The organism is Aliiruegeria sabulilitoris, from assembly GCF_001558155.1.
In the GTDB taxonomy this organism is placed as follows: domain Bacteria; phylum Pseudomonadota; class Alphaproteobacteria; order Rhodobacterales; family Rhodobacteraceae; genus Tropicimonas; species Tropicimonas sabulilitoris.
On record NZ_LOAS01000001.1, the window covers coordinates 397,666 to 422,083 of the forward strand.

28 protein-coding genes are annotated in these 24,418 nt (G+C 58.5%); 15 read left to right on the forward strand and 13 right to left on the reverse strand.

The genetic code is table 11. From position 1 onward, the window contains the following. Positions 1-14: 14 nt before the first annotated feature. Together trxA and hslV are read left to right on the forward strand one after the other, a co-directional pair. Positions 15-335, forward strand: coding sequence for a thioredoxin (gene trxA, locus AX756_RS01805; RefSeq protein ID WP_068307809.1), 321 nt, complete (start codon positions 15-17; stop codon positions 333-335). A gap of 110 nt (positions 336-445) precedes the next feature. Then, positions 446-1,003: an ATP-dependent protease subunit HslV gene (gene hslV, locus AX756_RS01810; protein ID WP_068307810.1), complete on the forward strand. Its 558-nt coding sequence runs from the start codon at positions 446-448 to the stop codon at positions 1,001-1,003. A 118-nt stretch (positions 1,004-1,121) separates the two neighbouring features. Here the strand turns inward: hslV and secB are convergent, their stop codons facing one another. Next, positions 1,122-1,649 (reverse strand): protein-export chaperone SecB, encoded by a 528-nt coding sequence (secB, locus tag AX756_RS01815; protein ID WP_068307814.1) that lies wholly within the window; start codon positions 1,647-1,649, stop codon positions 1,122-1,124. 64 nt (positions 1,650-1,713) lie between these two features. Then, positions 1,714-2,202 (reverse strand): FxsA family protein, encoded by a 489-nt coding sequence (locus AX756_RS01820; RefSeq protein ID WP_068307816.1) that lies wholly within the window; start codon positions 2,200-2,202, stop codon positions 1,714-1,716. 105 nt (positions 2,203-2,307) lie between these two features. On the opposite strand from AX756_RS01820, the gene AX756_RS01825 reads away from it, so the two are divergent. From AX756_RS01825 to AX756_RS01835, 3 genes are all read left to right on the forward strand, one after another. Continuing rightward, the gene (locus tag AX756_RS01825) at positions 2,308-2,976 is read left to right on the forward strand and encodes a Tim44/TimA family putative adaptor protein (RefSeq protein WP_068307818.1); all 669 of its coding nucleotides are present in this window, start codon (positions 2,308-2,310) and stop codon (positions 2,974-2,976) included. Continuing rightward, a complete protein-coding gene (gene mltA / locus AX756_RS01830; RefSeq protein ID WP_068307820.1) occupies positions 2,973-4,004 on the forward strand; it encodes a murein transglycosylase A in 1,032 nt (343 codons plus the stop codon). The genes AX756_RS01825 and mltA overlap by 4 nt, the downstream gene beginning before the upstream one ends. Before the next feature lie 165 nt (positions 4,005-4,169). Further along, positions 4,170-4,619, forward strand: coding sequence for a Smr/MutS family protein (locus AX756_RS01835; RefSeq protein ID WP_321186416.1), 450 nt, complete (start codon positions 4,170-4,172; stop codon positions 4,617-4,619). Here AX756_RS01835 and AX756_RS01840 read toward each other — a convergent pair. From AX756_RS01840 to hslU, 3 genes are all read right to left on the reverse strand, one after another. After that, positions 4,581-5,831: an MFS transporter gene (locus tag AX756_RS01840; protein ID WP_068307824.1), complete on the reverse strand. Its 1,251-nt coding sequence runs from the start codon at positions 5,829-5,831 to the stop codon at positions 4,581-4,583. The genes AX756_RS01835 and AX756_RS01840 overlap by 39 nt on opposite strands. 1 nt (position 5,832) lies before the next feature. After that, complete coding sequence (locus AX756_RS01845) at positions 5,833-6,951, reverse strand: alpha/beta hydrolase (protein ID WP_082738876.1); 1,119 nt, start codon at positions 6,949-6,951, stop codon at positions 5,833-5,835. A gap of 61 nt (positions 6,952-7,012) precedes the next feature. Next, the gene (gene hslU, locus AX756_RS01850; protein WP_068307828.1) at positions 7,013-8,320 is read right to left on the reverse strand and encodes an ATP-dependent protease ATPase subunit HslU; all 1,308 of its coding nucleotides are present in this window, start codon (positions 8,318-8,320) and stop codon (positions 7,013-7,015) included. Between the two features lie 144 nt (positions 8,321-8,464). Here hslU and AX756_RS01855 point away from each other — a divergent pair, with 144 nt between their 5' ends. Further along, on the forward strand, positions 8,465-9,253 hold the full coding sequence (locus tag AX756_RS01855; protein ID WP_068307830.1) for a glycoside hydrolase family 25 protein: 789 nt from the start codon (positions 8,465-8,467) through the stop codon (positions 9,251-9,253). 8 nt (positions 9,254-9,261) lie between these two features. Here the strand turns inward: AX756_RS01855 and dnaQ are convergent, their stop codons facing one another. Genes dnaQ through AX756_RS01875 form a run of 4 tightly spaced genes read right to left on the reverse strand, consistent with a single transcriptional unit; the run spans position 9,262 to position 11,960 of the window. Continuing rightward, entirely contained in the window at positions 9,262-9,951 is a 690-nt protein-coding gene (gene dnaQ, locus AX756_RS01860; RefSeq protein WP_068307832.1) for a DNA polymerase III subunit epsilon, read from the reverse strand. Further along, on the reverse strand, positions 9,944-10,537 hold the full coding sequence (coaE, locus tag AX756_RS01865) for a dephospho-CoA kinase (RefSeq protein WP_068307834.1): 594 nt from the start codon (positions 10,535-10,537) through the stop codon (positions 9,944-9,946). The genes dnaQ and coaE overlap by 8 nt, the downstream gene beginning before the upstream one ends. Next, entirely contained in the window at positions 10,534-11,367 is an 834-nt protein-coding gene (locus AX756_RS01870; RefSeq protein WP_068307836.1) for a shikimate dehydrogenase, read from the reverse strand. The genes coaE and AX756_RS01870 overlap by 4 nt, the downstream gene beginning before the upstream one ends. Continuing rightward, positions 11,364-11,960 carry a Maf family protein gene (locus AX756_RS01875; RefSeq protein ID WP_068307841.1) on the reverse strand — a complete coding sequence of 199 codons (597 nt, stop codon included), beginning with the start codon at positions 11,958-11,960 and terminating at the stop codon, positions 11,364-11,366. Before AX756_RS01875 ends, AX756_RS01870 begins: the two co-directional genes overlap by 4 nt. A 409-nt stretch (positions 11,961-12,369) precedes the next feature. On the opposite strand from AX756_RS01875, the gene AX756_RS01880 reads away from it, so the two are divergent. The 7 genes from AX756_RS01880 (at position 12,370) to AX756_RS01910 (ending at position 19,759) form a co-directional block, all read left to right on the forward strand. Next, positions 12,370-12,822, forward strand: coding sequence for a CopD family protein (locus AX756_RS01880; protein ID WP_068307842.1), 453 nt, complete (start codon positions 12,370-12,372; stop codon positions 12,820-12,822). Positions 12,823-12,954: 132 nt separating this feature from the next. Next, positions 12,955-14,226 (forward strand): transcription termination factor Rho, encoded by a 1,272-nt coding sequence (gene rho / locus AX756_RS01885; protein WP_068307844.1) that lies wholly within the window; start codon positions 12,955-12,957, stop codon positions 14,224-14,226. 21 nt (positions 14,227-14,247) lie between these two features. Then, on the forward strand, positions 14,248-15,528 hold the full coding sequence (gene mnmE / locus AX756_RS01890; RefSeq protein ID WP_068307845.1) for a tRNA uridine-5-carboxymethylaminomethyl(34) synthesis GTPase MnmE: 1,281 nt from the start codon (positions 14,248-14,250) through the stop codon (positions 15,526-15,528). Between the two features lie 2 nt (positions 15,529-15,530). Next, a complete protein-coding gene (gene mnmG / locus AX756_RS01895) occupies positions 15,531-17,402 on the forward strand; it encodes a tRNA uridine-5-carboxymethylaminomethyl(34) synthesis enzyme MnmG (RefSeq protein ID WP_068307846.1) in 1,872 nt (623 codons plus the stop codon). Beyond that, a complete protein-coding gene (rsmG, locus tag AX756_RS01900; protein ID WP_068307847.1) occupies positions 17,395-18,027 on the forward strand; it encodes a 16S rRNA (guanine(527)-N(7))-methyltransferase RsmG in 633 nt (210 codons plus the stop codon). The genes mnmG and rsmG overlap by 8 nt, the downstream gene beginning before the upstream one ends. Next, positions 18,020-18,829: a ParA family protein gene (locus tag AX756_RS01905; protein ID WP_068307849.1), complete on the forward strand. Its 810-nt coding sequence runs from the start codon at positions 18,020-18,022 to the stop codon at positions 18,827-18,829. Before rsmG ends, AX756_RS01905 begins: the two co-directional genes overlap by 8 nt. 12 nt (positions 18,830-18,841) lie before the next feature. After that, the gene (locus tag AX756_RS01910; RefSeq protein WP_068307852.1) at positions 18,842-19,759 is read left to right on the forward strand and encodes a ParB/RepB/Spo0J family partition protein; all 918 of its coding nucleotides are present in this window, start codon (positions 18,842-18,844) and stop codon (positions 19,757-19,759) included. Here the strand turns inward: AX756_RS01910 and AX756_RS24940 are convergent. From AX756_RS24940 to rph, 4 genes are read right to left on the reverse strand one after another with little or no spacing between them, the layout of a single operon-like run. Further along, a complete protein-coding gene (locus AX756_RS24940; RefSeq protein WP_082738877.1) occupies positions 19,680-20,087 on the reverse strand; it encodes a YbaN family protein in 408 nt (135 codons plus the stop codon). The two genes, AX756_RS01910 and AX756_RS24940, sit on opposite strands and share 80 nt — an antisense overlap. Beyond that, the gene (hemW, locus tag AX756_RS01915; protein ID WP_068307854.1) at positions 20,084-21,283 is read right to left on the reverse strand and encodes a radical SAM family heme chaperone HemW; all 1,200 of its coding nucleotides are present in this window, start codon (positions 21,281-21,283) and stop codon (positions 20,084-20,086) included. Before hemW ends, AX756_RS24940 begins: the two co-directional genes overlap by 4 nt. Further along, positions 21,240-21,854, reverse strand: coding sequence for an RdgB/HAM1 family non-canonical purine NTP pyrophosphatase (gene rdgB / locus AX756_RS01920; protein ID WP_068307856.1), 615 nt, complete (start codon positions 21,852-21,854; stop codon positions 21,240-21,242). The genes hemW and rdgB overlap by 44 nt, the downstream gene beginning before the upstream one ends. Position 21,855: 1 nt before the next feature. Further along, positions 21,856-22,569 (reverse strand): ribonuclease PH, encoded by a 714-nt coding sequence (rph, locus tag AX756_RS01925; RefSeq protein ID WP_068307858.1) that lies wholly within the window; start codon positions 22,567-22,569, stop codon positions 21,856-21,858. Between the two features lie 124 nt (positions 22,570-22,693). Here rph and hrcA point away from each other — a divergent pair, with 124 nt between their 5' ends. Together hrcA and AX756_RS01935 are read left to right on the forward strand one after the other, a co-directional pair. Further along, positions 22,694-23,758 (forward strand): heat-inducible transcriptional repressor HrcA, encoded by a 1,065-nt coding sequence (hrcA, locus tag AX756_RS01930; protein ID WP_068308166.1) that lies wholly within the window; start codon positions 22,694-22,696, stop codon positions 23,756-23,758. 8 nt (positions 23,759-23,766) lie between these two features. After that, positions 23,767-24,345, forward strand: coding sequence for a nucleotide exchange factor GrpE (locus AX756_RS01935; RefSeq protein ID WP_068307859.1), 579 nt, complete (start codon positions 23,767-23,769; stop codon positions 24,343-24,345). Positions 24,346-24,418: the final 73 nt, after the last annotated feature.

Consider the following 24,418-nt stretch of genomic DNA (forward strand, 5'->3'; position numbering starts at 1 on the left):
GAAGGAGAAAGTAAATGGCAACCGTTGCTGTGACCGACGACAGCTTTGACGCTGACGTAAAGAATTCCGAAGTCCCCGTCGTGGTGGATTTCTGGGCCGAATGGTGCGGCCCCTGCAAGCAGATCGGCCCGGCGCTCGAAGAGCTGGCGGTGGAGTATGGCGACAAGGTCAAGATCGCCAAGGTGAACGTGGACGAGAACCCCAACTCGCCGGCCGCGCTCGGCGTTCGCGGTATCCCCGCTCTCTTCCTGTTCAAGGACGGCCAGGTTGTCTCGTCCAAGATCGGCGCCGCACCGAAAGCCGCGCTGAAGGCCTGGATCGACGAATCCGTCTGAGCCGACCGGAAGTGAACATGGACAGGGGCGCTTCGGCGCCCTTTTTCGTGCCCGGTTGTGCGCGGGCCGCGGGGCAACCATATAGAGCGCGACCAGATATGGAGACGACTATGGCCGAGAGCGAATTCCCCGGCTGGCACGGGACAACGATCATTGGTGTGCGCAAGGGTAACGAGGTTGTCGTTGCGGGCGACGGGCAGGTGAGCCTCGGCCAGACCGTGATCAAGGGCACGGCGCGCAAGGTGCGACGGTTGAACCCTGGCGGGCATGACGTTGTCTGCGGCTTTGCCGGCTCCACGGCGGATGCCTTCACGCTGCTGGAACGGCTGGAGAAAAAGCTGGAAGCCACGCCGGGACAGCTTGCGCGGGCGGCAGTGGAGCTGGCCAAGGATTGGCGGACGGACAAATACCTTCAGAAACTCGAAGCGATGCTGATCGTGACGGATGGCAAGGAATTGCTGGTCATTACCGGCGCCGGCGATGTGCTGGAACCCGAACACGGGATCGCGGCGATAGGTTCGGGCGGCAATTTCGCGCTCGCAGCGGCGCGGAGCATGATGGATAGCGAGATGTCCGCCGAAGAGGTCGCGCGCAAGGCCATGGCGATCGCGGCGGATATCTGTGTCTACACCAATGGAAACTTGACGGTCGAACGCATCGGTTCGTGACCAGAGGGCCGCCAAGCAGCGCCCCAACGTCCGAAGCGGCTCGAACGGAAAGTCAGGCAGAACAAAAAAAACGGGAGGCGTATTGCCTCCCGGATTCATTTCACTGGTGTCGAAAGACTCAGGCGTCGGGCTGCGCCTTCGCGGCCTGCTCGGCCTGAGCGCGACGAATCAGCTCCTGGCGGTAGAGGGCCACGAAATCGACGGTGTCGAGATTGAGCGGCGGGAAACCGCCATCGCGGGTCATGTCGGAAACGATGCGACGCACGAAGGGGAAGAGCATCCGCGGGCATTCGATCAGAAGGAACGGGTGCAGTTGCTCATCCGGCACGTTCTCGATCAGGAAGATGCCGCCATATTCCAGTTCCATCAGGAACAGGGGCGACTTGGCTTCATCCTTGTTGCGGGACTCGACCTTGAACTTGGTGACGACTTCATACTGGTTTTCGACATTCCGCTTCTTGGCGTCGAGATTGACCTGAACCTGGACATCGGGCGAGACCTCGCCATTCACACCCTTCTGGGCAACGATGTTCTCGAAGGAGAGGTCACGGATGAATTGTCCGAGAACCTGCATCTTCGGCTGAGCAGGCGGTTGTTGGGCACCACCTTGGGGGGTTGCGCCGTTTTCGGTGGGTTGATCGGACATGGTTGTCTCCAGGAAATTGCAATTCTTCGGGCTGATGCGGCCTTATCAGAGTGCAGCAGGCGCCTCAATCCTGAGTCCAACCGGACGGGCCGCTTGTCCTGCGCGGCTCTTCTGGAATCTCGTTGTACTCACCGTCGATCACGTCTTCGCCAGTCCGTCGCGGTCGGGAACGAAATCCTGCACTTGTCATCGTGGCCGAAGAGTGGACCACGATGCGGGAGCGGATGTAGCGGAACATCGCCTCACGCACTTTCGGGATCAACAGAAGGAAGCCGACCGTGTCGGTGAAAAACCCCGGTGTCAGCAGCAGCGCGCCCGAAAACAGGATCATGGCGCCATGGGCCAGCGGTTCGGTCGGGTCATTGAGATCGTTGAAAGAATTCTGAACATCCATCAACACCCGCATCCCCTGTTGCTTTACCAGCCACGTGCCAATCACCGCTGTCAGAACGACGATGAACAGCGTCCAGCCGAGCCCGAGGAACGATCCCAGTTGAATGAACAGGGCGATCTCGATCAGCGGAATGGCGATAAACAGCAAAAGCAGGGGCATAAGCCTTCTCCCGGGGGCGGTGTTTGTGGACTTGTCATCCGTGCTCGCTTACATAAGTGCCCTGTAAGCCGGATACCAACCCCGACACGAAAGAAGAGGACATAGATGAGTGCTGCCGTGATCCAGCTCCTGGTTTTGGCCGGGATAGCGATTTTCCTGATCCTGCGGCTCAGGTCCGTCCTCGGAACCCGCGAAGGTTTCGAGAAACCTCCGCTTTCCGTGAACGAGAGCAAGGCGGACCGCTCTGCGGGACGGCCGGAATTCGAGGTGATCGAAGGCGGTGTCGATCATGACATCACCAACCACGCCGAAGAAGGCAGCCCGACGGCCGAGGCGCTTGCCCAGATGAAGCGCGCGGAGCCCAGCTTCAATGTCGGCGAGTTCCTGCATGGCGCACGTGGTGCCTACGAGATGATCCTGATGGCATTCGAGCATGGCGATATCGAACAGGTATCCCGTTTCCTGAGCCCGGATGTGCATGATGCCTTCAACCAGGTTCTGGAGGATCGCGCTTCGCAAGGCCTGACAATCAAGGCGAATTTCATTGGCGTTCGGGAGCTTTCCCTTCTAAGCGCGGAATTCGACCAGACCACAGATACCGGCGAGATCACCGTTCGCTTCGTCGGTGAACTGACGTCGGTTGTTCGCAATGCCGAAGGCGATGTGCTGGAAGGGTCCGAAAACGAGATCAAGCGCCAGCGCGACGTCTGGACCTTTGCCCGACGCATGGGCGCGGGCGATCCGAACTGGCAACTGGTGGCCACGGGCGGATGACACCTGCGGGCCGCGCGGCTGTTTTCGCGGCCCTGCTGGCGGCTGCCAGCCCCGCGGTTGGAGGCTCCGACCTTCAGATCCTGTCCTTTGACGACCTGTCCGGTTGGGCGCAGGACGATCACGAGGCGGCGCTGAAGACCTTTCTGAAGACCTGTGACATCCCGAGCGAGCCGGAATGGCGCGGCTTGTGCAAGCTGGCCAAGGCGCAGGGCGGCGGGCGGAGCTTTTTCGAGCTGTTCTTTCGCCCGGTTCTGATTGGCGGAGACGAGGAGGCGCTGTTCACCGGCTATTACGAGCCGGAGCTGCGTGGCTCGCTCACACCGTCGGCCCGGTATCGTTTCCCGCTTTTCGCCAAGCCCAGGGAACTGCCAGACGGGCAGCCCTGGGCCACGCGCGCGCAGATCGAGGAAGAGGGGCTGCTGTCCGGGCGCGGATTGGAAATTGCCTGGGTCGAGGATCCAGTGGAGCTGTTCTTCCTGCAGATCCAGGGGTCCGGCCGCATCCGTCTGTCCGGCGGACAGGTGATCCGGGTAGGTTATGGCGGCCATAACGGTCATAACTATCGCTCCATTGGGCAGGAAATGATCCGTCGCGGGATCTATGAAGCGCACCAGGTTTCGGCGCAGGTGATCAAGAATTGGGTGCGCCGCAATCCCGTGGACGGTCAGGAATTGCTCCGCCACAATCCGTCCTTCGTGTTTTTTCGCAAGGTGACAGGAAACGATCCCGGCGAAGGACCGATCGGCGCGATGAACCGGCCGGTGACGGCGGAGCGCAGCATCGCGGTCGATCCGGAATTCACGCCGCTTGGCGCGCCGGTCTGGATCGAAAAGAACGGCGCCGAGCCCATCCACCGGTTGATGATCGCGCAGGATACCGGCTCTGCGATCAAGGGGGCACAACGCGCCGATATTTTCTTTGGCACCGGTACCAAGGCGGGGAGGGCCGCCGGGAAAGTCCGTGACCCGGGACGCATGGTCGTGCTGGTTCCGATCCAGCGCGCCTATGCCATGACCGAAGAGGACTAACGGATGCCTCGAAAGCGCCGCCTCTCGGAGGATGACCTGGCCGTCTGGAAACAAGTTGCGCGGACGACGAATCCGCTGCACCCGAACCGCAAGAAGCGAGTTGCGGATCCGATTGTCCCGGCCAATGCAAAAAAACCTTCCCGGTCCGAACCGGAACCGAAAGTCGTGACGGAGTTCCGAATTGGTCAGGCTGCCCGCTATGACCAGTCCAAAGGGCATGACCTCGGTCATACGTTGGAGCAACGGCTCGCAGGCCAGCCGGTCCGGATGGACAAGAAGACATTCGGCCGGATGAGAAAGGGCAAGCTCAAGCCGGAGCGCAAGATCGACCTGCATGGCATGACGCTCTCACAGGCGCATCCGGCCCTGAACCGTTTCATCATGTCTGCCCATGCAGATGGTTGCCGCCTCGTGTTGGTCGTGACCGGCAAAGGGAAGGGCAAAGGCAAGTGGGACGATGGTCCGATCCCGACCCCTCGGGGCATTCTGCGCAACCAGGTGCCGCAATGGTTGCATCTTGCACCGCTCGGTGGGCTGGTCCTGCAAGTCACGGATGCCCATATCAGCCATGGCGGCTCAGGCGCCTATTACGTCTACCTCTCCCGCAGACGATAGCGCGTGCCGTATCCGCCGCATCGCCAAGGTCACGATGATGGCCGTGACGAAGAAATAGCCGCCGATCAACACCATCTGCCTTTCGAATCCGATCCCGGTATCAATGAGATAACCTGAGACGACCGGACCGACCGCCGAGCCGAAAACCATGATCGCCGCGGCAACCGACTTGATCGCGCCAAGGTTTCGCGTGCCATAGAACTCGGCCCAGAATGCGCTCTGGAGGGTCGAGATTCCACCAGTGGTCATACCCAGAAGAGCCATTCCCAGTGCCGCGCCGAGCAAACCATTGCTGAAGCCGAGCACAAGAAAACCAAGCGCCATGGGCACCGCGAGAAACGGGAGAAGCCGCGCAGTTCCAAGCCGGTCCAGCATGATGCCGCTCGTAAACATCATCACCGTGGCGCAGCCGGTGAAAACCGGGAACAGCGCAACGAATGAGAGATGGGAGAGGCCCTTGATCTCGGCGACATGCACCTGGAGGAAGAACAACGCCGTGGTGAAGGCGGGCGGGCCGAGCAGGAGCGGCACCATCGCCCAGAACAGCCAATGCCGCAGCATCTCGCTGCGACGCCAGTGGCGGCCCTCCATTCCAGTGGAGGATTGAGATTGCGCGGACTCCGAGGGAATCCGCTCCTGTCGAAGCAACCCCATCAAGACCGGTACCACGGCAAGGACAAGAACGCCTGCAAGAACCCAGAGCGCACGCCAACCGAAAACCGGCAGCATGGCCACGAAGCCCAGTGGAAGCAATGCTTGCCCAATGGTCACCCCGAGGGTTGCCACCGAGAGCGCCTTTCCCCGGTTCGCGTCGAACCAGCGACCCATGGCGACAATCGCGATGTGGAAGGTCATGCCCTGTCCGGCAAGCCGCAATGCGAAGACGACGAATGGCAGCGCCCAGGCACCCGGAACAGCCGCCATCGCCAGACACGCGGCGGCAAGGATCGGCAGAACAATCAAGGCGAGGTCGCGCACGCGGAACCGGTCGGCAAGCGTGCCGGCCCAGAGCATCGTGACGGCCGATGCCAGTGTTCCGAGTGCATAGATCGCTCCCCAATCCCCATGGCTCAGCGAATAGGCCGCCCGGATCTCGCCGGCAAAGACCGAAATGAGAAAGGTCTGTCCGAAGCTCGATGTCAGCGTCAGCAGGAAGCCTGCGCCGAGCCAGCCTGCGTTATCGCGCAGGAAACCGAGGAGACCTGTCTGCATGCTAGTAACCCGTTTCCTGGTGGATGCGGACGGGATCGAGGATGATCTCGGTTGCGTTCTGCACCGTCAGAATGGTTCCCGGAATGAGGCCGGGGCGGGTGGTGATGTCGCGGTGGAATGCCTTCTCGATCGCGTTCGTCTCGGACAGGAGGGCGATGAGGGTAGGGGAGCTGACGGCTGTCAGGTGTGTGTTCCAGGTGTCCCGAAACTCGGAGACATTGACCACTGTAACTTCGAGCTCGCCGACCTCGGTCGCCGAGCCGATATTGCCAAGCCGGGTACGTTGTCCGGTCAGCTGCGCCGACAGGCGCAGGGCACTGTCACGATTCGAAACAAGTAACAGGAAAGGTTGCGGCAAGGGGCCGATATCGGCGACCTGACTGTGAAACAGGTCAATATCGATATCCGGCGCCATCAGGGCGACGCCGCCGATGCGGTCCCAGGCCGGACCACGGCCGCGCAACGACATCTGCCGCAACGTCTCCATCATGACCTGCGAGCCCAGGGAATGGGCGAGCAGGATAATGTTTCGCCCGCCCGCGGCGGCAATTTCCTCGATCAACTCCTCAAGACCATTGCGGGCATAGAGAACGCTGTCGCGATCATAGGCATATCGGAGCGGGGAGCCGCTCGATGGCCAGGCGTAATGGACCGGCAGGGCATTGATACCGAGATCGGAATGGATCTGGGCCGCACGAAAAACGCCATCGGCCATGGTGTTGTTGAAACCATGGATGAAGATGAAGACTTCCCCGTTGTATTGCGGGTTTTCTGCCAGCCTCCGCGCGATATCCGCGCGAAATTCCGAAGCGGACAAGGGTTGGATCGAACGGGTCAGGAAGTGCCGCTCCGGATCGGGGTTCTTTCCACCGACCTCGACCTTTCCCTCCGCATGCTTGGGCGGGATCGAGATTTCCATACTGGAAAAACGGATCTGCCCGCGACTTGCAGCGCCAAAAGCGCCGCTTTCGTCGCGCTGGCGGCTAGAACCGACAAGGATTTCGACATCTGTACCGATGCCGGACGGGGCCGGGCGTGGGGCGATCTCTGAGCGTCCCGTGCAGGATGCCAGAACGAACGCCAGGATCACGAGGATCCGTATCGGTGATGATGTATACATGTCGCCCGTCTAGACCGTTGATGTGACAGGCGCCATGTATTCGGCAATTTGCCGCGGCCGTTCAGAGGACGTAGCGGCTCAAATCTGCCGACCCGGCCAGCTCGCCAAGGTTTTCGCTGACAAAATCGGCATCCACAGTCACGGCCTGGCCTGGCCTGTCGGGCGCTGTGAAGCTCAACTCCTCGAAAACACGTTCCATGACGGTGTAGAGACGACGCGCGCCGATATTCTCGACGCTGCTATTCACCTCTGCCGCTATGCGGGCCAATGCGGCGATGCCATCTTCGGTGAAATCGACCACCACTTCTTCGGTTGCCATGAGCGCGGTGTATTGCCGGGTAAGCGCATTGTCTGTTTCCGTCAGAATGCGAACGAAGTCATCCTCGGTCAGGGCGCGCAATTCAACGCGGATCGGCAAGCGGCCCTGAAGTTCCGGCAACAGGTCGGACGGCTTGGCAATGTGGAAAGCGCCGGATGCGATAAAGAGGATATGGTCCGTCTTGACCGGCCCATGCTTGGTGGAAACCGTGGTCCCCTCGATCAGGGGCAGCAGGTCGCGCTGCACGCCTTCGCGGCTCACATCGCCGCCGCGCGCTTCCTGACGAGCGCAGACCTTGTCGATCTCATCGAGAAACACGATGCCGTTCTGTTGCACGGATTCCAGAGCCATACGGGTCACGGCCTCGTCGTCGAGAAGCTTGTCGGCCTCCTCGGAGAGCAACACCTCGTAGCTGTCGGCCACGGACAGGCGGCGTTTCACAGTCCGTCCACCGAACGCCTTGCCGAAGATCGAGCCGAGATCCATCGCACCCATATTCATGCCCGGCTGGCCGGGAACCTCGAACATGGGCATGGAGGGGCCGGCATCGGCGACTTCCAGTTCGATGATCGTGTCGTCCAGCTCGCCACTCTTGAGCTTCTTGCGGAACATCTCGCGGGTCTGTTCGCGCGCATCCACGCCGGCGATGGCTTCCAGAACCCGCTCCTCGGCGTTCTGATACGCCTTGGCCTTGACCTCGTCGCGCATGAAATCCCGCGTCTGCTGGATCGCGGTATCAACCAGATCGCGGATGATCTGTTCCACGTCGCGACCGACATAACCGACTTCCGTGAACTTGGTCGCTTCCACCTTGATGAAAGGGGCACGGGCGAGCTTGGCCAGGCGGCGCGAGATCTCTGTCTTGCCGACGCCCGTGGGGCCGATCATCAGGATGTTTTTCGGGTAAACCTCGTCGCGCAGGTCGTCGGAGAGCTGCTTGCGCCGCCAGCGGTTGCGGAGCGCCACGGCCACGGCGCGCTTGGCATCCTTCTGGCCAATGATGAAACGGTCGAGCTCGCTCACGATCTCGCGGGGGGTCAGGTCGGTCATGTTCTCGGCCTTTGCTGGCAATATTGTCGCCTAGGTAGTCACCCCAGCGTCAGACGCAAGCCTTCACGGTTGCCCGGAATCACTTCTCATGCGTTCATTGCCGGGATTTTCGATCCTTTTTTCCCGGACTGACCGGAGTTTGATATGCGCCTGAAAGTTTTTGTCTCGCTGTTGCTTTTTCTCGTTTCGGCCTGTGGAGGCGGGGGAAAGGACAAGGGGGAGGTTTCCAGAACCGGTTCCCGTCCGGTCGCCGTGACCCATCCAGATTTTGGCGATGCCGATCCGCATCCGTGGTCTGGCCGCACGCCGAAATCCTATGCAGTGCACGGGTTGGACGTGTCGCGCTGGCAAAGCTCCATCGATTGGGCCACGGCACGGGACGCCGGAATTTCGTTCGTCTTCATCAAGGCCACCGAAGGGGTCGAAGAGCTTGACCCGATGTTCCGGGAGCATTGGCGCAACGCCGGGCGGGCCGGCATCCCGCGGGCTGGCTATCATTTTTATTACTTCTGCGCGCCAGCGGAGGCGCAGGCGAAGTGGTTCATCGCCAATGTCCCCCGGGAGGCGGGTGGGTTGCCGCATGTACTTGATATGGAATGGAATCCCTATTCGCCCACCTGCACATTGCGGCCCGACGGCGCGGTGGTCCGTGCGGAGGCAAAGAAGTTCCTCGACATCCTGGAACGCCATTACGGACAACGGCCGATCCTCTATACGTCGGTCGATTTCTGGGAAGACACGGATATTGGGAAGCTCTACGGAACACGGTTCTGGCTGCGTTCGGTCGCGGACCATCCTTCTGAGCGCTATCCCGGGGCGCGATGGGATTTCTGGCAATATACCGGAACCGGGCTTGTTCCGGGCGTGTCTGGCAAGGTGGATATCAACGTGTTCCACGGCTCCCAGCAGGCGTGGAAGAGCTACCCGAACTGAACGCCGGTTCAGTCCGAAAAGCTTTTCCAGAGCGGGTCATCGCCGAGCGCTTCCAACAGCGCCTGATGCGCCAAGCGTTCCGGTTCCGTAAGCTTCGAGGGGAGCGGGGTCGGGCGCGGGCGCGGGCGCCATGCGGATCCGGAGTTGGAACTGCTCTGTGAGTTGGAGGCGAGAGCAAAATCGGGCTGCCGGCCGCCGATAAGTTCCAGATAGACATCCGCAAGGATCTCAGAGTCGAGAAGCGCGCCGTGAAGCGTGCGCGAGGAGTTGTCGATGTTGAAGCGGCGGCAAAGCGCGTCCAGAGAGGAGGGCGAGCCGGGGAAACGCTTTCGCGCCATTGCCAGCGTGTCCAGCGCCTGTGCCTTTGGCAGTTTCGGAAAGCCCGCCCATTCCAGCTCCGCGTTGAGAAATTTCATGTCGAAGGGCGCGTTGTGAATGACCAGCACGGCATCCTGGATGAAATCCATGAAATCCTGCGCGATCGCCTCGAAAAGGGGTTTATCGGCCAGGAACTCTTCGGAGATTCCATGAACTTCGTAGGCTTCCATCGGCATGTTCCGCCGGGGGTTGATATATTGGTGATAGGTGCGGCCGGTAGGGACATGGTTTTCGAGCTCCACGCCGCCGATCTCGACAATCCGGTGGCCATCGTAGGGGTCCAGTCCGGTTGTCTCCGTATCCATCACGATTTCACGCATGTGATTTCCTCAGCTCCGTCATCAGCGTCCGAACCTGTGTTCGTGCGCCCTCCAGGGTAGTCGTGTCAATGACCAGATCGGCGCGGGCGCGTTTCTGGGCATCGGGCATCTGTTTCGACAGGATTCGGTGGAATTGTTCAACACTCATTCCGGGACGGGCGAGGACACGTGTGCGTTGTTCTCCCGCCGGGGCCGAGACGACGACATTCAAGTCCATCCCTTCGCTCGCGCCGGTCTCGAAGAGAAGCGGAATATCGAGCAGCAGGATAGGCGCGGAGGTTGTGGCAATGAATTCGGCGCGATCCGTGGTAAGGAGCGGGTGGACGACGGATTCGATCCGCCCAAGCGCGGTATCGTCTTGGCTGATCCAGTTCTTCAGCGCTTCACGGCTGACCGCGCCATCAATGATCGCGGACGGGCAGATGTCACTGATTGGTTCTACCGCAGCGCCGCCCGGTGAATAGAGACGGTGCACGGCGGCATCGGCATCCCAAACCGGAACACCTTCATCGGCGAACATGCCGGCGGTTGTCGACTTGCCCATTCCGATGGAACCCGTCAGCCCGATCAGGAAAGGTTTCGTCATTGGGTGAGAACCGCTTGGCGGAGTTCCTCCGTTATCTCCGGCCGGAGTCCGAACCAGCGTTCGAAACCGGGTGCGGCCTGATGCAGGAGCATTCCGAGACCGTCCACAACCCGGCAACCACGCTCGGCGGCCTGCTTGAGAAAAGGCGTTTCTAGCGGGGCGTAGACAAGATCATTGACCGTGGCGGCCGGATCGAGCGCATCGAGCGACACCCGAAAATCCGGCTTGCCGACCATCCCGAGCGACGTGGTGTTCACGACGGTGGCCGCGCCGGCCAGCATCGGCCCGGCATGAACCCAGTCATGGACTTCGATCTTGGGCCCGAATTCCGATCTCAGCGCTTCGGCGCGTCCCCGCGTGCGGTTGGTCAGGCGGATGCTCGGGGCACCCGCATCTATCAACGCCGTGACGATTGCACGGGCGGCACCGCCGGCACCGAACACAGCCGCCGGACCCGATTGCGCATCCCAACCGGGGGCGTTCTGGCGCAGGTTGGCAAGGAAACCATAGCCATCCGTGTTATCTGCGTGAATTCGTCCATCTTCATGGAAAATCAATGTGTTGGCAGCACCGATGAGGGCGGCGCGATCGGTTACCAGATTAGCAAGGGAAAGCGCCGTCTCCTTGTGCGGAATGGTGACATTTACACCGACGAAACCCATCCGCGGGAGCATCTGCAACACCTCGGCCAGATCCGATTGTGCAATATCCATAGGAATGTAATGGCCCGCCAAGCCATAGGTTTTCAGCCAATATCCATGCAACCTGGGAGACAAGGAATGGGCGACGGGAGATCCGATCACCCCGGCAAGTGGTATTCTGGCAGTCATGTTTCGATCACCCCTCTGAGTGCAAGATGATCCAACAGCGGCAATAACGGAAGCCCAAGGACGGAAAAGAAATCGCCATCAACACGCTCAAAGAGACGCACGCCTTCGGACTCGAGCTGGTAGGCACCGACACAGTAGCGGATCTGATCCCAATTCCGCGTGACATAGGAATCGACATAGGATTTCGAGAGCGTCCGCATTGTCATCCGCACCGTCTCAGTGATGCGCCAGACCGGGCGGTTGTCTTCGACCAGCACTGCCGCGCTGTGAAGGCGGTGTTCCCGGCCCGAAAGCCGCAGAACTTGTGAAACAGCGTCGGCGGGATCCGTCGGCTTTGTCAGGATCGTTCCGTCAAGTTCGAGGATCTGGTCGCATCCAAGAACGAGCCTGTCCGGCGCGCGCGCTGAAACCTTGAGGGCTTTGAGCTCGGCAAGATGATCGGCGATGTCGCGCGGCGAGAGCCCTTCGGCCTGCATCGCCTGGCGCGCGGTCTCTTCGTCGATACGGGCTTTCGACACCTCGAACCGAACATGGGCATTGCGCAAGAGTTCGGCCCGGACCTCCGACCCGGACGCGAGACACAGAACTGGCATGTGGACAACCTCGTGGATAGCTCTGGGACTCCGTATTGGAAATCTTGTGACCTGATTGGGAGAGAATTTCCAGTAGGGGATTGGTGGTCGGTTTCGGGGATTGCGGTCACATCCCGTCCACGGTGTGCAGATCGAACGGGGCCGCTCGGGATCAATCCTGCTGTCCACCGCCGTCCCGAACTGGTACCCAGTATTGTCTACATCCGGTCTGTAGGTAACTTACTGAAATAAGAACGTATATTCAAATTATCCACATATTGTGACAAGCTTGTCTGATTCACTTCACATTGGGGATGACTCGGTGGATTTCCGTATAATCCACAAATGCACAGATCCTACATCAACAACATCTTTTATTTCTTCTTATTTTTTTTATTTAGGGTAGGTCGGAATTCCAAGGAGAACGACCATGATCGAAGACTGGCTGATCGATATATATGTCTGGACCAAGTCCCTGCACGTGGTCTCCGTGATTGCTTGGATGGCGGGTTTGTTCTACTTGCCGCGTCTCTACGTTCACCACACGGAACAGGCGACACCGGGCACCGAGATGGATGCTGTCTTCCAGATGATGGAGCGGAAGCTTCTGAAGCTCATCATGAACCCATCCATGATCGCCAGCTGGGTGTTTGGCCTGATGCTGGTGCTGACCCCCGGAATTGTCGACTGGGGCGCTGTGTGGCCTTATACGAAGGCTGTGTCGATCCTGGCGATGACGTGGTTCCACATGTGGCTCGCCGCCCATCGGCACGATTTCATCGATGGCGATTTCAAGCTGTCAGGGCGAACCTATAGGATCATGAATGAGCTGCCGACGGTGTTGATGCTGGTCATCGTGTTCTCGGTCATAGTTCGTTTCTGAAGCGGCCTGTGTTGTGCAGGAATTGACTCCTCGGCACGGAGCCCTTAAATGCCGGATCAATGGCAGTCCTGCCAGGTCTCTCCATTCAAATACGAAATCGTCACCGGTACAGCCGGTGCAGGAACATTATTCATGGCCGAACAATCGCTGACACTCTCCGAACTCAAGGCACGGACCCCCAAGGACCTGCTCGCTATGGCGGAGGATCTGGAGATCGACAACGCCTCCACGATGCGCAAGGGCGACATGATGTTCGCCATCTTGAAGGAGTGCGCCGAGGACGGTTGGGAGATTTCTGGCGATGGCGTGCTGGAAGTGATGCAGGACGGTTTCGGTTTCCTGAGGTCGCCGGAAGCGAACTACCTGCCGGGGCCGGATGACATCTACGTTTCGCCCGACATGATTCGGCAATACTCGCTGCGCACGGGCGATACCGTGGATGGTGTGATCCAGGCGCCGCGCGAGAATGAGCGCTATTTCTGCATGACCAAGGTTACGCAGATCAACTTCGAGGACCCGGAACGGGCGCGTCACAAGGTCAATTTTGACAACCTGACCCCGCTCTACCCCGATGAACGACTGAAAATGGAGACGGCCGATCCGACGGTGAAGGATCGTTCTGCCCGGATCATCGACTTGGTGGCACCGATCGGCAAGGGCCAGCGGTGCTTGATCGTGGCACCCCCGCGGACCGGTAAGACGGTGCTGCTGCAGAACATTGCGCATTCGATCGAGAATAACCATCCAGAATGCTACCTGATCGTGCTGCTGATCGATGAACGTCCGGAAGAAGTGACGGACATGCAGCGAAGCGTGAAAGGCGAAGTGATTTCGTCGACCTTTGACGAGCCGGCGACGCGACACGTCGCGGTTTCGGAAATGGTGATTGAGAAGGCCAAGCGCTTGGTTGAGCATAAACGAGATGTTGTTATTCTTCTCGACTCGATCACAAGACTTGGTAGGGCATTCAACACTGTTGTGCCATCCTCGGGCAAGGTTCTGACCGGTGGTGTGGACGCGAATGCGCTGCAACGACCGAAGCGATTCTTTGGTGCTGCCCGGAACATCGAGGAAGGTGGATCGCTTACGATTATCGCGACCGCTCTGATCGACACCGGGAGCCGGATGGACGAAGTGATCTTCGAGGAGTTCAAGGGTACGGGTAACTCGGAAATCGTGCTCGACCGTAAAGTGGCTGACAAGCGGGTCTTCCCGGCGATGGATATTCTCAAGTCGGGTACCCGGAAGGAAGAACTTCTGGTCGACAAGGGAGACTTGCAGAAAACCTTTGTTCTACGTCGGATCCTGAATCCGATGGGGACGACGGATGCGATCGAGTTCCTGATCTCGAAGTTGAAGCAGACGAAGTTCAACTCCGATTTCTTCGACTCCATGAACACCTGATAGGGCCACTGGACGACAGAAATGGATACGATCTTTGCCCTGGCGACGGCGCCCGGCCGTGCCGGGGTATCGGTGGTCCGCGTTTCCGGCCCGAGAGCCTGGGACATTTGTCGTCTCCTTGCGGGAGATGTTCCAGAACCTCGAAGGGCGTCTTTGCGTCGACTTCTCAGTTCCGGCGTCGTGATTGATGAAGCCTTGGTCTTGGCTTTTTCGGCCGGTGAGAGCTTTACCGGGGAGGAAGTTGTTGAATTTCAGACGCATGGAAGTCCGGCTGTTGTAGGTTTCTTGCTGAAGGTACTCTCGGCCCAAGAGGGGGCGCGCGTGGCTGAGGCGGGAGAATTCACGCGCCGTGCATTGGAAAATGGCCGCCTCGATCTGGCCGAGGTAGAGGGGCTTTCGGACCTTCTGACTGCGGAGACGGAGGCGCAGAGGCTTCAGGCTTTCCGGATTTTTGATGGAGAGTTGGGTCGGCAAGTCGATATCTGGCGATCCCAATTGCTAAGATCCGCGGCGTTAGTCGAGTCCACAATCGATTTCGCTGATGAAGAGGTTCCGGAGGATGTATCGCCCGAAGTCGAAAGCTTGCTGCGATCGCTTCGAAACGAGTTTGCACGAGAGATCGAGGGTGTCAGCGTAGCGGAGCGTCTACGGTCTGGTTTTGAGGTTGCCATCGTTGGTCCGCCGAATGCGGGGAAGTCCACCTTGTTGAACCGTCTGGCGGGGCGTGATGCGGCGATTACGTCAGAAATCGCGGGGACGACACGGGATGTCATCGAGGTCCGAATGGATGTCGATGGACTCCCGGTGACTTTTCTGGACACAGCGGGATTGCGCGAGACGAAGGACGTTGTTGAGGCAATCGGCGTTCAAAGAGCACTCGATCGGGCAAACCAGGCGGATCTTCGGGTTGTTTTGGGGACGCCAGGTTCAGGCTTGAAACTCGAAGCCGAGGATTTGGTTCTGACACCAAAATCTGATCTTCTCGACAAGGACGTTGGAAGCGGAATTTCCGGAGTGACCGGCGAGGGCGTTTCCGATCTTCTGGCGCACATTTCCACGGTTTTAGGTAATCGGGTTTCTCAGACGCATTTGGCAACGCATCTTCGTCATCAACAGGCATTGCAAGTTGCGGTCGAGTCCCTCGATCACGCTCTTGACTACCTGGCGCTAGAATCGGGCTTGGAGGAATTGGTTGCGGAGGCGATAAGGGGAGCCATTCGTAGTGTCGATTCCCTTGTGGGTCGCATCGGTGTCGAAGATGTTCTTGGGGAGATCTTCAGAAACTTCTGCATTGGTAAGTGAGGATGTTTCACGTGAAACAGGACTATGATGTCATCGTTGTTGGTGGCGGGCACGCTGGTTGCGAAGCTGCATCTGCTGCGGCGAGGGCCGGTGCAACAGTTGCGCTGGTCACTCTGAAGGCGACGGATCTCGGAATCATGTCCTGCAATCCCGCGATTGGCGGACTTGGGAAAGGCCACCTTGTCCGGGAGATAGACGCACTTGACGGTGTCATGGGTCGGGTCGCTGACCTGTCGGGAATTCAGTTTCGGCTCTTGAACCGGAAAAAAGGGCCAGCGGTTCAGGGACCACGTACGCAGTCTGACCGAAAGCTGTATTCCGAAGCCATGACCAGAGAGATTCATGGAACGGAGGGCCTTGTTCTTATCACAGCTGAGGTCTGCGGGCTTCTGGAAGAAAATCGCCGCGTTTCAGGAATATCCATTTCAGATGGCAGTGAAATTCGTGCTTCAGCAGTTGTCCTTACGACTGGAACGTTCCTCAACGGCACGATCCATATAGGTGACAAAAAGCACGCGGGGGGACGGATCGGAGATCGAAATTCGGTCTTGTTGGCAAATCAGATTCGGGCTTTCGGCCTTCCCATCGGTCGATTGAAGACGGGCACACCTCCCAGGCTGGATGGGCGCACGATAGACTGGAGCGTTCTCGAGTCGCAGCCGGGAGACGCTGATCCGTCGATGTTCTCCTTCCTGTCGACTGTGCCGGTTGTACGACAGATCTCTTGCGGGATCACTCATACGAATGCCGCCACCCACGACATCATTCGGGCTAACCTGAAACACTCTGCGATGTATGGTGGCCATATCGAAGGCGTTGGTCCAAGATATTGCCCGTCGATAGAAGACAAGGTCGTGCGTTTTTCCTCGAAGGATTCGCATCAGATTTTCCTGGAACCTGAAGGACTTGATGACTTTACTGTCTATCCAAACGGCATTTCGACGTCTTTGCCGGAGGATGTTCAGCATACCTATGTTCGTTCTATTCGGGGGCTCGAAAATGTTCGGATTCTTCAACCGGGCTACGCGATCGAGTATGACTATATTGATCCCAGAAGCTTGGACTCCAGTCTGGCACTACGTGATTTTTCCGGGCTTTACCTGGCCGGTCAAATAAATGGAACAACCGGATATGAAGAGGCCGCAGCTCAAGGTTTGGTTGCAGGCCTGAATGCTGCGCGTCACGCCAGACAGCTTGATGCGGTCATTTTCGAGCGCAGCGAGAGTTACATTGGCGTAATGGTTGATGACCTGATAACCCAGGGTGTCGCCGAACCCTATCGGATGTTCACTTCACGAGCAGAGTACCGTTTGTCCTTGAGGGCTGATAACGCTGACCAGAGATTGACGCCATTGGCGATATCTCTAGGGGTTGTATCTCCCGAGCGGGCCGAGGTTTTTGACAGAAAACTCTCGGAAATTGAAACGGCCAAGGAATTTCTTGGTGGCTACATGATCAGTTCGAGGACACTCGGTGTGGCAGGGATCAAGGTAAATCCGGACGGGCCCAAGAGGTCCGGTTTGGATGCATTGGCTCTCCCAGGGGCAACTGTGGAGGGCCTATCAGATTTGATTCCGGGGTTGGATCAGATCGAGCCAGAGATTCTCAAGCAGGTTGAACGCGACTCTCTCTACAAGAACTACATTGATCGCCAACAGAAGGACGTAGAGGCCCTGAAAAAAGATGAGGCTTGGACCATTCCGGCCGACTTTTCCTACAGTAAGCTTGAGGGCCTTTCGAACGAACTGAGGAGCAAGCTTGAAAATGTGCGGCCGCGGACATTGGCGCAAGCAGGTCGTATCGGTGGTATGACGCCTGCGGCTCTGACGCTGATTCTCGCCCATATTCGGCGGGGAGAACGCCGTCGTGCCTGAACTTGAGCGCTTGATAACAGATGCGCTCAACCGGAATGTTTCACGTGAAACACTGGATTGCTTGAGTACGCACCTCGAGTTGCTTCGCAAATGGAACACGACGATCAATCTTGTTTCACCTTCGACTCTTGCCGCAGGCGCTGTCAGGCATATCGCAGATTCAGCACAACTGATGAACTGTACGACCGGCTACGAGCACTCGTGGCTCGATTTCGGGTCCGGCGGAGGATTCCCGGGACTGGTTTGCGCAATTATTGCGAAGGAGTTGGCGCCGGAACTTAGTTTCACCCTAGTTGAAAGCGACAAGAGAAAATCGGCATTCCTTGTTAACGCAGCAAGAACCGTCAACGTCAACGTGACGGTTTTTTCGAAGAGGATCGAAGATCTACCGCCACAAGGTGCGGACATCATCTCGGCCCGTGCCGTGGCGAGCCTGTCCAAGCTCCTCGAATACGCTCATCCACATCTTTCGGGTGCCGGAAAGTGCATTTTTCCGAAAGGGGAGCGTTTTAAACAAGAACTCGGCGCCGCCCGACAGCAGTGGAACTTCAAGCTGTCGCAAAAGCCAAGTATAACCGACGACAACGCAGCCATTTTGGTGCTTGGAGATATCGCCCGTGTCTGACAGATCAAAGCCGAATACGGCAAAAATCATTGCTGTCGCCAACCAGAAGGGCGGGGTGGGAAAGACCACCACAACGATCAATCTTGGCGCAGCTTTGGCTGAAACCGGCCAGAAGGTACTGATTGTCGACCTCGATCCGCAGGGAAACGCCTCCACTGGCTTGGGTGTCTCAGCCTCGGATCGCGACATGACAACCTATGATATGTTACTTGAGGATGCATCGATCGCTTCGATCGTGCGGCAAACCGATATTGCCAATCTGGAACTTGCGCCCTCCACGACCGATCTCAGTTCTGCTGACATCGAACTGGTCTCCAACGAAAGAAGGAGCTTTCTCCTTCACGATGCCCTGCGAAAACCGAGCTTCGATAGTCTTGGCTATGACCATGTTCTGATCGACTGCCCGCCTTCGTTGAATCTGTTGACGGTCAACGCGATGGTCGCCGCCCACTCGGTTCTTGTTCCGTTGCAGAGTGAGTTCTATGCACTCGAAGGGCTGTCGCAACTCATGATGACCTTGCGGGAAGTTCGCCAGACGGCCAATCCAGACCTCCGTATTGAGGGCGTACTGCTGACGATGTATGACACGAGGAATAATCTGTCGCTTCAAGTCGAGCAGGATGCACGCGAAGCTTTGGGTGACCTTGTTTTCCAAACGCGGATTCCACGCAATGTTCGGATCAGCGAAGCACCCAGCTTTGCCCAGTCGGTCCTTGAATACGATACGCGTTCCAAGGGAAGTATGGCATACCGGGATCTCGCGCAGGAAATGGTCTCTCGCAGTGTCGGATCATCGTTATAAACCGGGGTGGAAATGGAAAAAAAGAACAGAAAAACCAGAGGGCTGGGGCGCGGTCTGTCGGCCTTGATGGCCGACGTTTCCTTGGAATCGGCTGATGCGACCGACGCCACACCGGCTGCGGCCGAACGGACCTTGCCAATCGAATGCCTCGTCGCAAACCCTGATCAGCCTAGAAAAGATTTCTCTCCCACGGCTCTGCAGGAACTCTGCGATTCCATTCGAGAAAAAGGGATCATCCAGCCCTTGATCGTACGTGAGAATCCCCGCGACAAATCTCAATATGAGATCGTGGCGGGCGAACGCCGCTGGCGTGCCGCTCAAATGGCACAGATACATGATATTCCAGTCGTTATCCGGGAATTCGACGACACGGAAGTACTCGAAATCGCCATCATCGAGAACGTCCAGCGAGCAGATCTAAACGCGATTGAAGAAGGGCTCGGATATCGCCAGTTGATCGAGCGTTTTGGCCATACACAGGAAAAACTGGCTCAGGCTCTCGGCAAGAGCCGAAGCCATATCGCGAATATAATGCGGCTTCTTCAACTGCCGGATGAAGTGCAAGGAATGCTGCGCGAAGGCAAGATCTCTGCTGGCCATGCCAGGGCCATCATCACGTCCGACGAGCCTTCTGCTCTTGCACGCAAGGTCATTTCCAAAGGCCTATCCGTTCGCGAAACGGAAGCTCTCGTAAAAAAACCGGATACGGTTCGGCAACCGAAGACTCTAAGCAAAAGACAGACTCCGGAAAAAGACGCGGATACACGGGCACTGGAATCGGATCTTTCTGCGAACCTTCGAATGAAAGTATCCATCGATCATCTGGATATCGATGGCTCCGGACAGATGGTCATTCGCTATCGTTCCTTGGATCAGCTTGATGCCCTATGTCAGTTGCTTTCAACGAGCCCGTTGGACGAGTCCATATGAACAGCAAAACCGCGCTCAGGATGACAGCCTGAACAACGACGATCCAAAGCGCGAACCCAATGCCGATGGACAAGCACAGAACCAAGATGATCGATATGGTCGCGAGCGTCTTGCTTCGCCGAGATATCGCGCCATTCTCGCGCCAATCCGCAATGGTTGGCCCGAAAAGCGCATGATCGAGTAGCCAGTCATGCAGCCTTTGGGAAGATCGCGAAAAACAGAAAGCAGCGAGCAAGATAAACGGAACCGTCGGCAATAGCGGTAAGAAGGCTCCCAAAATGCCAAGCGCCAGGGACGTTCCACCCGCCAGGAGCCAAAGAACCTTCATGTCTGCCCCGCAAGAAGCTCCCGCAACACGGCATTCAGTATCGAACGGCCGCGCTCCGTGGTCTGCACTCGGTCGGTGGTCCAACGGATCATCCCGTTTTCTTCCATTTCCCGCAACCGTCCGGGCATTCCCGTGTCTGCCCCAAGCGCCATCAAGCGTTCGAAAGATATCCCCTCTGTCAGGCGCAACCCCATCATCAAGTATTCTTCTGCGCGATCTTGTGGTGTGAGCCGCTCGGTTACCCAACATGGGGCATCATTTACTTCGCTCTGTTCAAGCCAGACCACCGGGTTTGATGGGGCCACACTCGCCCAACGCTCGCCATCTAGGGTCACGCGGCCATGGGCGCCCGGCCCAATTCCTAGGTAATCCCCTCCAGTCCAATACAAAATATTGTGCCGGCTTTCAGAGCCTTTCCGCGCGAAATTGGAAATCTCGTAGAGTTCCAACCCTGCTTTCGCACACAGATCCACGGTCAGGTCGTACATGTCCGCCGAGAGGTCCTCATCCGGCAAGCCATGCAGTCCACCGGCCGCAAAGCGGCGCCCGAAGGCCGTTTCGGGCTCGATCGTCAGTTGGTAAAGCGAAAGATGATCGATGGCCATCTCCAACGCTCGCTCCAACTCTCCGCGCCACGAGTCCAGGGATTGATCCTGTCGTGCATAAATTAGGTCGAAGGAGACGCGTGAAAATGTTTTTCTCGCAATTTCAAAGGCTTTCCTAGCATCTGTCGTCGAGTGCAGCCGCCCGAGGCGAGCAAGATCACCGTCATTCAAAGCCTGAACACCCAGCGACACCCGGTTGATGCCCGCATCGCGAAACCCTTCGAACTTTACGACTTCGACCGAGGAGGGGTTGGCTTCGAGCGTGACTTCCAGGTTGTTTGAAACAGGCCAGGTCTTTCGGATTTCCTCAAGGATCAGCCCAACCGTCTCCGGCGCCATCAGGCTTGGCGTACCTCCACCGAAGAATACCGAGTCGAGCTTTCTGTCAGGGACCAGCCCAGCAGCCAAACTGATCTGGCGAACATAGGCGTCTGCCCACCGAGCCTGGTCGATGGAGGCCGCCACGTGGGAATTGAAATCGCAATAGGGGCATTTGGACTGGCAGAAGGGCCAGTGCAAATACAGACCGAAGCCCGCGTTCTGCCAATCAGCTACCGGCAAAACATCCGTCGACCAGCTTGGCGAACGCATCCGCGCGATGGCTCATGCCATGTTTCCGTTCAGGATCCATTTCACCGAAGGTTTCGGTTTCGCCCACGGGCTGGAACATCGGATCGAAGCCGAACCCATGTTCACCCCGCAGCGGCCACACCAGATGTCCCTCGACACGCCCATCGAAGATCTCGTCATGTCCGTCCGGCCAGGCAAGGCACAAAACACAATGAAAACGGGCCGTTCTAGGCTCCGGCGCCGCGATCTTCTCGCAATTGTCCCAAACCTTCTTCATCGCCATCTTGAAGTCGCGTCCATTCGGCGTCTCGGCCCAGTCGGCGGTATAGACACCGGGCGCACCATTCAGCGCATCCACGCTCAGGCCACTGTCGTCTGACAGCGCCGGAAGGCCGCTGGCCCGCGCCGCGGCATGGGCCTTGATGCGGGCATTTCCAGCAAAGCTGTCCTCCGTCTCCTCGGGTTCCGGCAGCCCAAGCTCTCCGGCGGATTTTACCGAAACCCCGAACGGCGCCAGCAACTGGCCGATCTCGCGAATCTTGCCCGCGTTATGGGACGCGATGACCAGATCCTTACCTTCAAAGTGACGCATCTCAGCCCTCCACGGCAGCTTTCTGCGCGCTGACCAACTCGGCGATTCCGCTCTCGGCCAAGTCCATCAGCGTCGTCAGCTCCTCGCGCCCGAAGGTCGCGCCTTCTGCAGATGCCTGAACTTCGATCAAACGTCCGCGACCGGTCATCACGAAATTGGCGTCCGTTCCGGCCTCGCTGTCCTCGGGATAGTCGAGATCGACGACCGGCTGGCCACCATAAACCCCGCAAGAGACGGCCGCCACGTGATCCGTCATCGGGTCGGACAGAACGTCTCCCGCCTTGATCAGCTTGTTGACCGCAAGACGAAGCGCAACCCAACCGCCGGTGATCGAGGCACACCGTGTGCCGCCATCGGCCTGAATCACGTCGCAGTCAATCACGATCTGCCGTTCACCAAGCGCAACCCTGTCGATACCTGCTCTGAGCGAACGACCAATAAGACGTTGAATCTCTTGAGTTCTTCCGGACTGACCGCGTTTAGCCTCCCGGTTCATCCGGCTATGCGTGGCACGCGGCAGCATCCCGTACTCGGCCGTTACCCAGCCAAGCCCCGAGTTCTTCAGAAACGGAGGCACCCGCGGGTCGATCGATGCAGTGCACAGCACATGCGTATCGCCGCATTTGATGAGGCAGGAGCCTTCGGCGTGCCGGGTCACTCCGGTCTCGATCGAAATCTCTCTCATCTGGTTTACGTCTCGGCCGGACGGGCGCATGGGCTTTCTCCTTCTCGCGTTGACATCCTCTTGGCTTGGAGCACTCTGGGATGCAAGCCCGATTGACCCCGGACCCTTTCGGCACCTAAATCATAGTCCGATCCAGAGAGTTTCGTTTGGAATGATGACCGACACCGGACAGATCCTCGAAAAGATGAACCAGCGCTCGCGGGAAGTGTTTCGCCGGGTCGTCGAAGGCTACCTTCTTTCCGGCGAACCCGTTGGCTCCCGCACATTGACGCGATCCATGTCCGAGAAGGTCTCTGCGGCAACCGTTCGAAACGTGATGCAGGATCTGGAATACCTTGGCCTGCTGGACTCACCCCATATTTCGGCAGGCAGGGTTCCCACGCAGCAGGGGCTGCGCATGTTCGTCGATGGTCTGCTCGAAGTCCGGGACCTCGATCAACAGGATCGGGAGCGCATCGATGCAACCCTCGGCGGAGGCGAGCAGGAAATCTCCAACCTGCTGGATAGGGTCGGCACCGCGCTCTCGGGCACGACCCGCGTTGCCAGCCTGGTTCTGGCGCCCAAACATGAGGCGCCGATTCGACATATCGAATTCGTCCAACTGGCTGCTGACAGGGCACTCGTCGTTCTTGTCTTCGCCGATGGCCAGGTCGAGAACCGGATCTTCACGCCGCCGCCGGGTCAGACGCCGTCCTCGATGCGAGAGGCCGCGAATTTCCTGAACTCGCTTGCCGAAGGCCGCACCGTGTCCGAATTGCGCCGTTCCATCGAGCGCGAGATCAAGGAGCATCGGCAGGAGATCGACAGTCTCGCCCGCGAACTCGTCGAAAGCGGCATCGCGACCTGGTCGGGCGAGGGCGGGACGACCGAACGGCTGATCGTGCGCGGCCGCGCGAACCTGCTGGAAGAGGGCGCCGAGGCGCAGGATCTTGATCGCATCCGCTCGCTCTTCGACGACCTCGAACGAAAGCGCGATATTGCCGATTTCCTGGAACTCACCGACGAAGGCGAGGGTGTGCGCATTTTTATCGGTTCGGAGAACAAGCTTTTCTCACTTTCGGGTTCCTCTCTGGTGGTTTCTCCCTATATGAACGCGGATCGAAAGATCGTGGGCGCGGTCGGAGTGATCGGCCCCACAAGATTGAATTACGGACGCATCGTGCCCATCGTGGACTACACAGCACAGCTCGTGGGCAGGATGATATCGGACCGAAGCTAGAGGGTACGATGGCGGAAGCGACAAAAGACGAAAACCTCGAAGAGCAGGTTGAAGAGATCTCCATCGAAGGCCTGGCCGAAGAGGCCGAGGACTTCATGAGTGATCCACTGGAGACGGATGACGAGCTGGACGCCATCAAGGCGGAGCGCGACGAGTTCCGCGACCGTTTCATGCGCGCGCTGGCGGATGCCGAGAACGCCCGAAAGCGTGGGGAACGGGATCGCCGGGAAGCCGAGCAATATGGCGGATCGAAACTCGCCCGTGACATGCTGCCGGTTTACGACAACCTCAACCGCGCGCTTGAGGCGGCGACCGAGGACCAGCGCGCGCAAGCCGCGGCCCTGATCGAAGGGGTCGAGCTGACCTTGCGCGAATTGCTCAACGTGTTCACCAAGCATGGAATCACGCTGGTCAAGCCGGAGATCGGCGAGAAGTTCGACCCGCAGATCCACCAGGCCATGTTCGAGGCCCCGGTGCCTAACACTTCCGCCGGCGACATCATTCAGGTCCTGACCGAAGGTTTCCTTCTGCATGACCGCTTGTTGCGTCCGGCGCAGGTCGGTGTCTCCTCGACGCCGGCCGGATAAGGCAAACGCGGTTCACAGAAATGCAGCGCGCCCAAATCTGAGTTTCTCAGGCTTGGGCGCGTTTTTTGTGTCC

Excerpts from the sequence above, each read along its gene's own strand:
- trxA (WP_068307809.1), top strand. The coding sequence starts at position 15 with ATGGCAACCGTTGCTGTGACCGACGACAGCTTTGACGCTGACGTAAAG.
- hslV (WP_068307810.1), top strand. The coding sequence starts at position 446 with ATGGCCGAGAGCGAATTCCCCGGCTGGCACGGGACAACGATCATTGGT.
- secB (WP_068307814.1), bottom strand. The coding sequence starts at position 1,649 with ATGTCCGATCAACCCACCGAAAACGGCGCAACCCCCCAAGGTGGTGCC.
- AX756_RS01820 (WP_068307816.1), bottom strand. The coding sequence starts at position 2,202 with ATGCCCCTGCTTTTGCTGTTTATCGCCATTCCGCTGATCGAGATCGCC.
- AX756_RS01825 (WP_068307818.1), top strand. The coding sequence starts at position 2,308 with ATGAGTGCTGCCGTGATCCAGCTCCTGGTTTTGGCCGGGATAGCGATT.
- mltA (WP_068307820.1), top strand. The coding sequence starts at position 2,973 with ATGACACCTGCGGGCCGCGCGGCTGTTTTCGCGGCCCTGCTGGCGGCT.
- AX756_RS01840 (WP_068307824.1), bottom strand. The coding sequence starts at position 5,831 with ATGCAGACAGGTCTCCTCGGTTTCCTGCGCGATAACGCAGGCTGGCTC.
- AX756_RS01845 (WP_082738876.1), bottom strand. The coding sequence starts at position 6,951 with ATGTATACATCATCACCGATACGGATCCTCGTGATCCTGGCGTTCGTT.
- hslU (WP_068307828.1), bottom strand. The coding sequence starts at position 8,320 with ATGACCGACCTGACCCCCCGCGAGATCGTGAGCGAGCTCGACCGTTTC.
- AX756_RS01855 (WP_068307830.1), top strand. The coding sequence starts at position 8,465 with ATGCGCCTGAAAGTTTTTGTCTCGCTGTTGCTTTTTCTCGTTTCGGCC.
- dnaQ (WP_068307832.1), bottom strand. The coding sequence starts at position 9,951 with ATGCGTGAAATCGTGATGGATACGGAGACAACCGGACTGGACCCCTAC.
- coaE (WP_068307834.1), bottom strand. The coding sequence starts at position 10,537 with ATGACGAAACCTTTCCTGATCGGGCTGACGGGTTCCATCGGAATGGGC.
- AX756_RS01870 (WP_068307836.1), bottom strand. The coding sequence starts at position 11,367 with ATGACTGCCAGAATACCACTTGCCGGGGTGATCGGATCTCCCGTCGCC.
- AX756_RS01875 (WP_068307841.1), bottom strand. The coding sequence starts at position 11,960 with ATGCCAGTTCTGTGTCTCGCGTCCGGGTCGGAGGTCCGGGCCGAACTC.
- AX756_RS01880 (WP_068307842.1), top strand. The coding sequence starts at position 12,370 with ATGATCGAAGACTGGCTGATCGATATATATGTCTGGACCAAGTCCCTG.
- rho (WP_068307844.1), top strand. The coding sequence starts at position 12,955 with ATGGCCGAACAATCGCTGACACTCTCCGAACTCAAGGCACGGACCCCC.
- mnmE (WP_068307845.1), top strand. The coding sequence starts at position 14,248 with ATGGATACGATCTTTGCCCTGGCGACGGCGCCCGGCCGTGCCGGGGTA.
- mnmG (WP_068307846.1), top strand. The coding sequence starts at position 15,531 with ATGTTTCACGTGAAACAGGACTATGATGTCATCGTTGTTGGTGGCGGG.
- AX756_RS01910 (WP_068307852.1), top strand. The coding sequence starts at position 18,842 with ATGGAAAAAAAGAACAGAAAAACCAGAGGGCTGGGGCGCGGTCTGTCG.
- AX756_RS24940 (WP_082738877.1), bottom strand. The coding sequence starts at position 20,087 with ATGAAGGTTCTTTGGCTCCTGGCGGGTGGAACGTCCCTGGCGCTTGGC.
- hemW (WP_068307854.1), bottom strand. The coding sequence starts at position 21,283 with ATGCGTTCGCCAAGCTGGTCGACGGATGTTTTGCCGGTAGCTGATTGG.
- rdgB (WP_068307856.1), bottom strand. The coding sequence starts at position 21,854 with ATGCGTCACTTTGAAGGTAAGGATCTGGTCATCGCGTCCCATAACGCG.
- rph (WP_068307858.1), bottom strand. The coding sequence starts at position 22,569 with ATGCGCCCGTCCGGCCGAGACGTAAACCAGATGAGAGAGATTTCGATC.
- hrcA (WP_068308166.1), top strand. The coding sequence starts at position 22,694 with ATGACCGACACCGGACAGATCCTCGAAAAGATGAACCAGCGCTCGCGG.
- AX756_RS01935 (WP_068307859.1), top strand. The coding sequence starts at position 23,767 with ATGGCGGAAGCGACAAAAGACGAAAACCTCGAAGAGCAGGTTGAAGAG.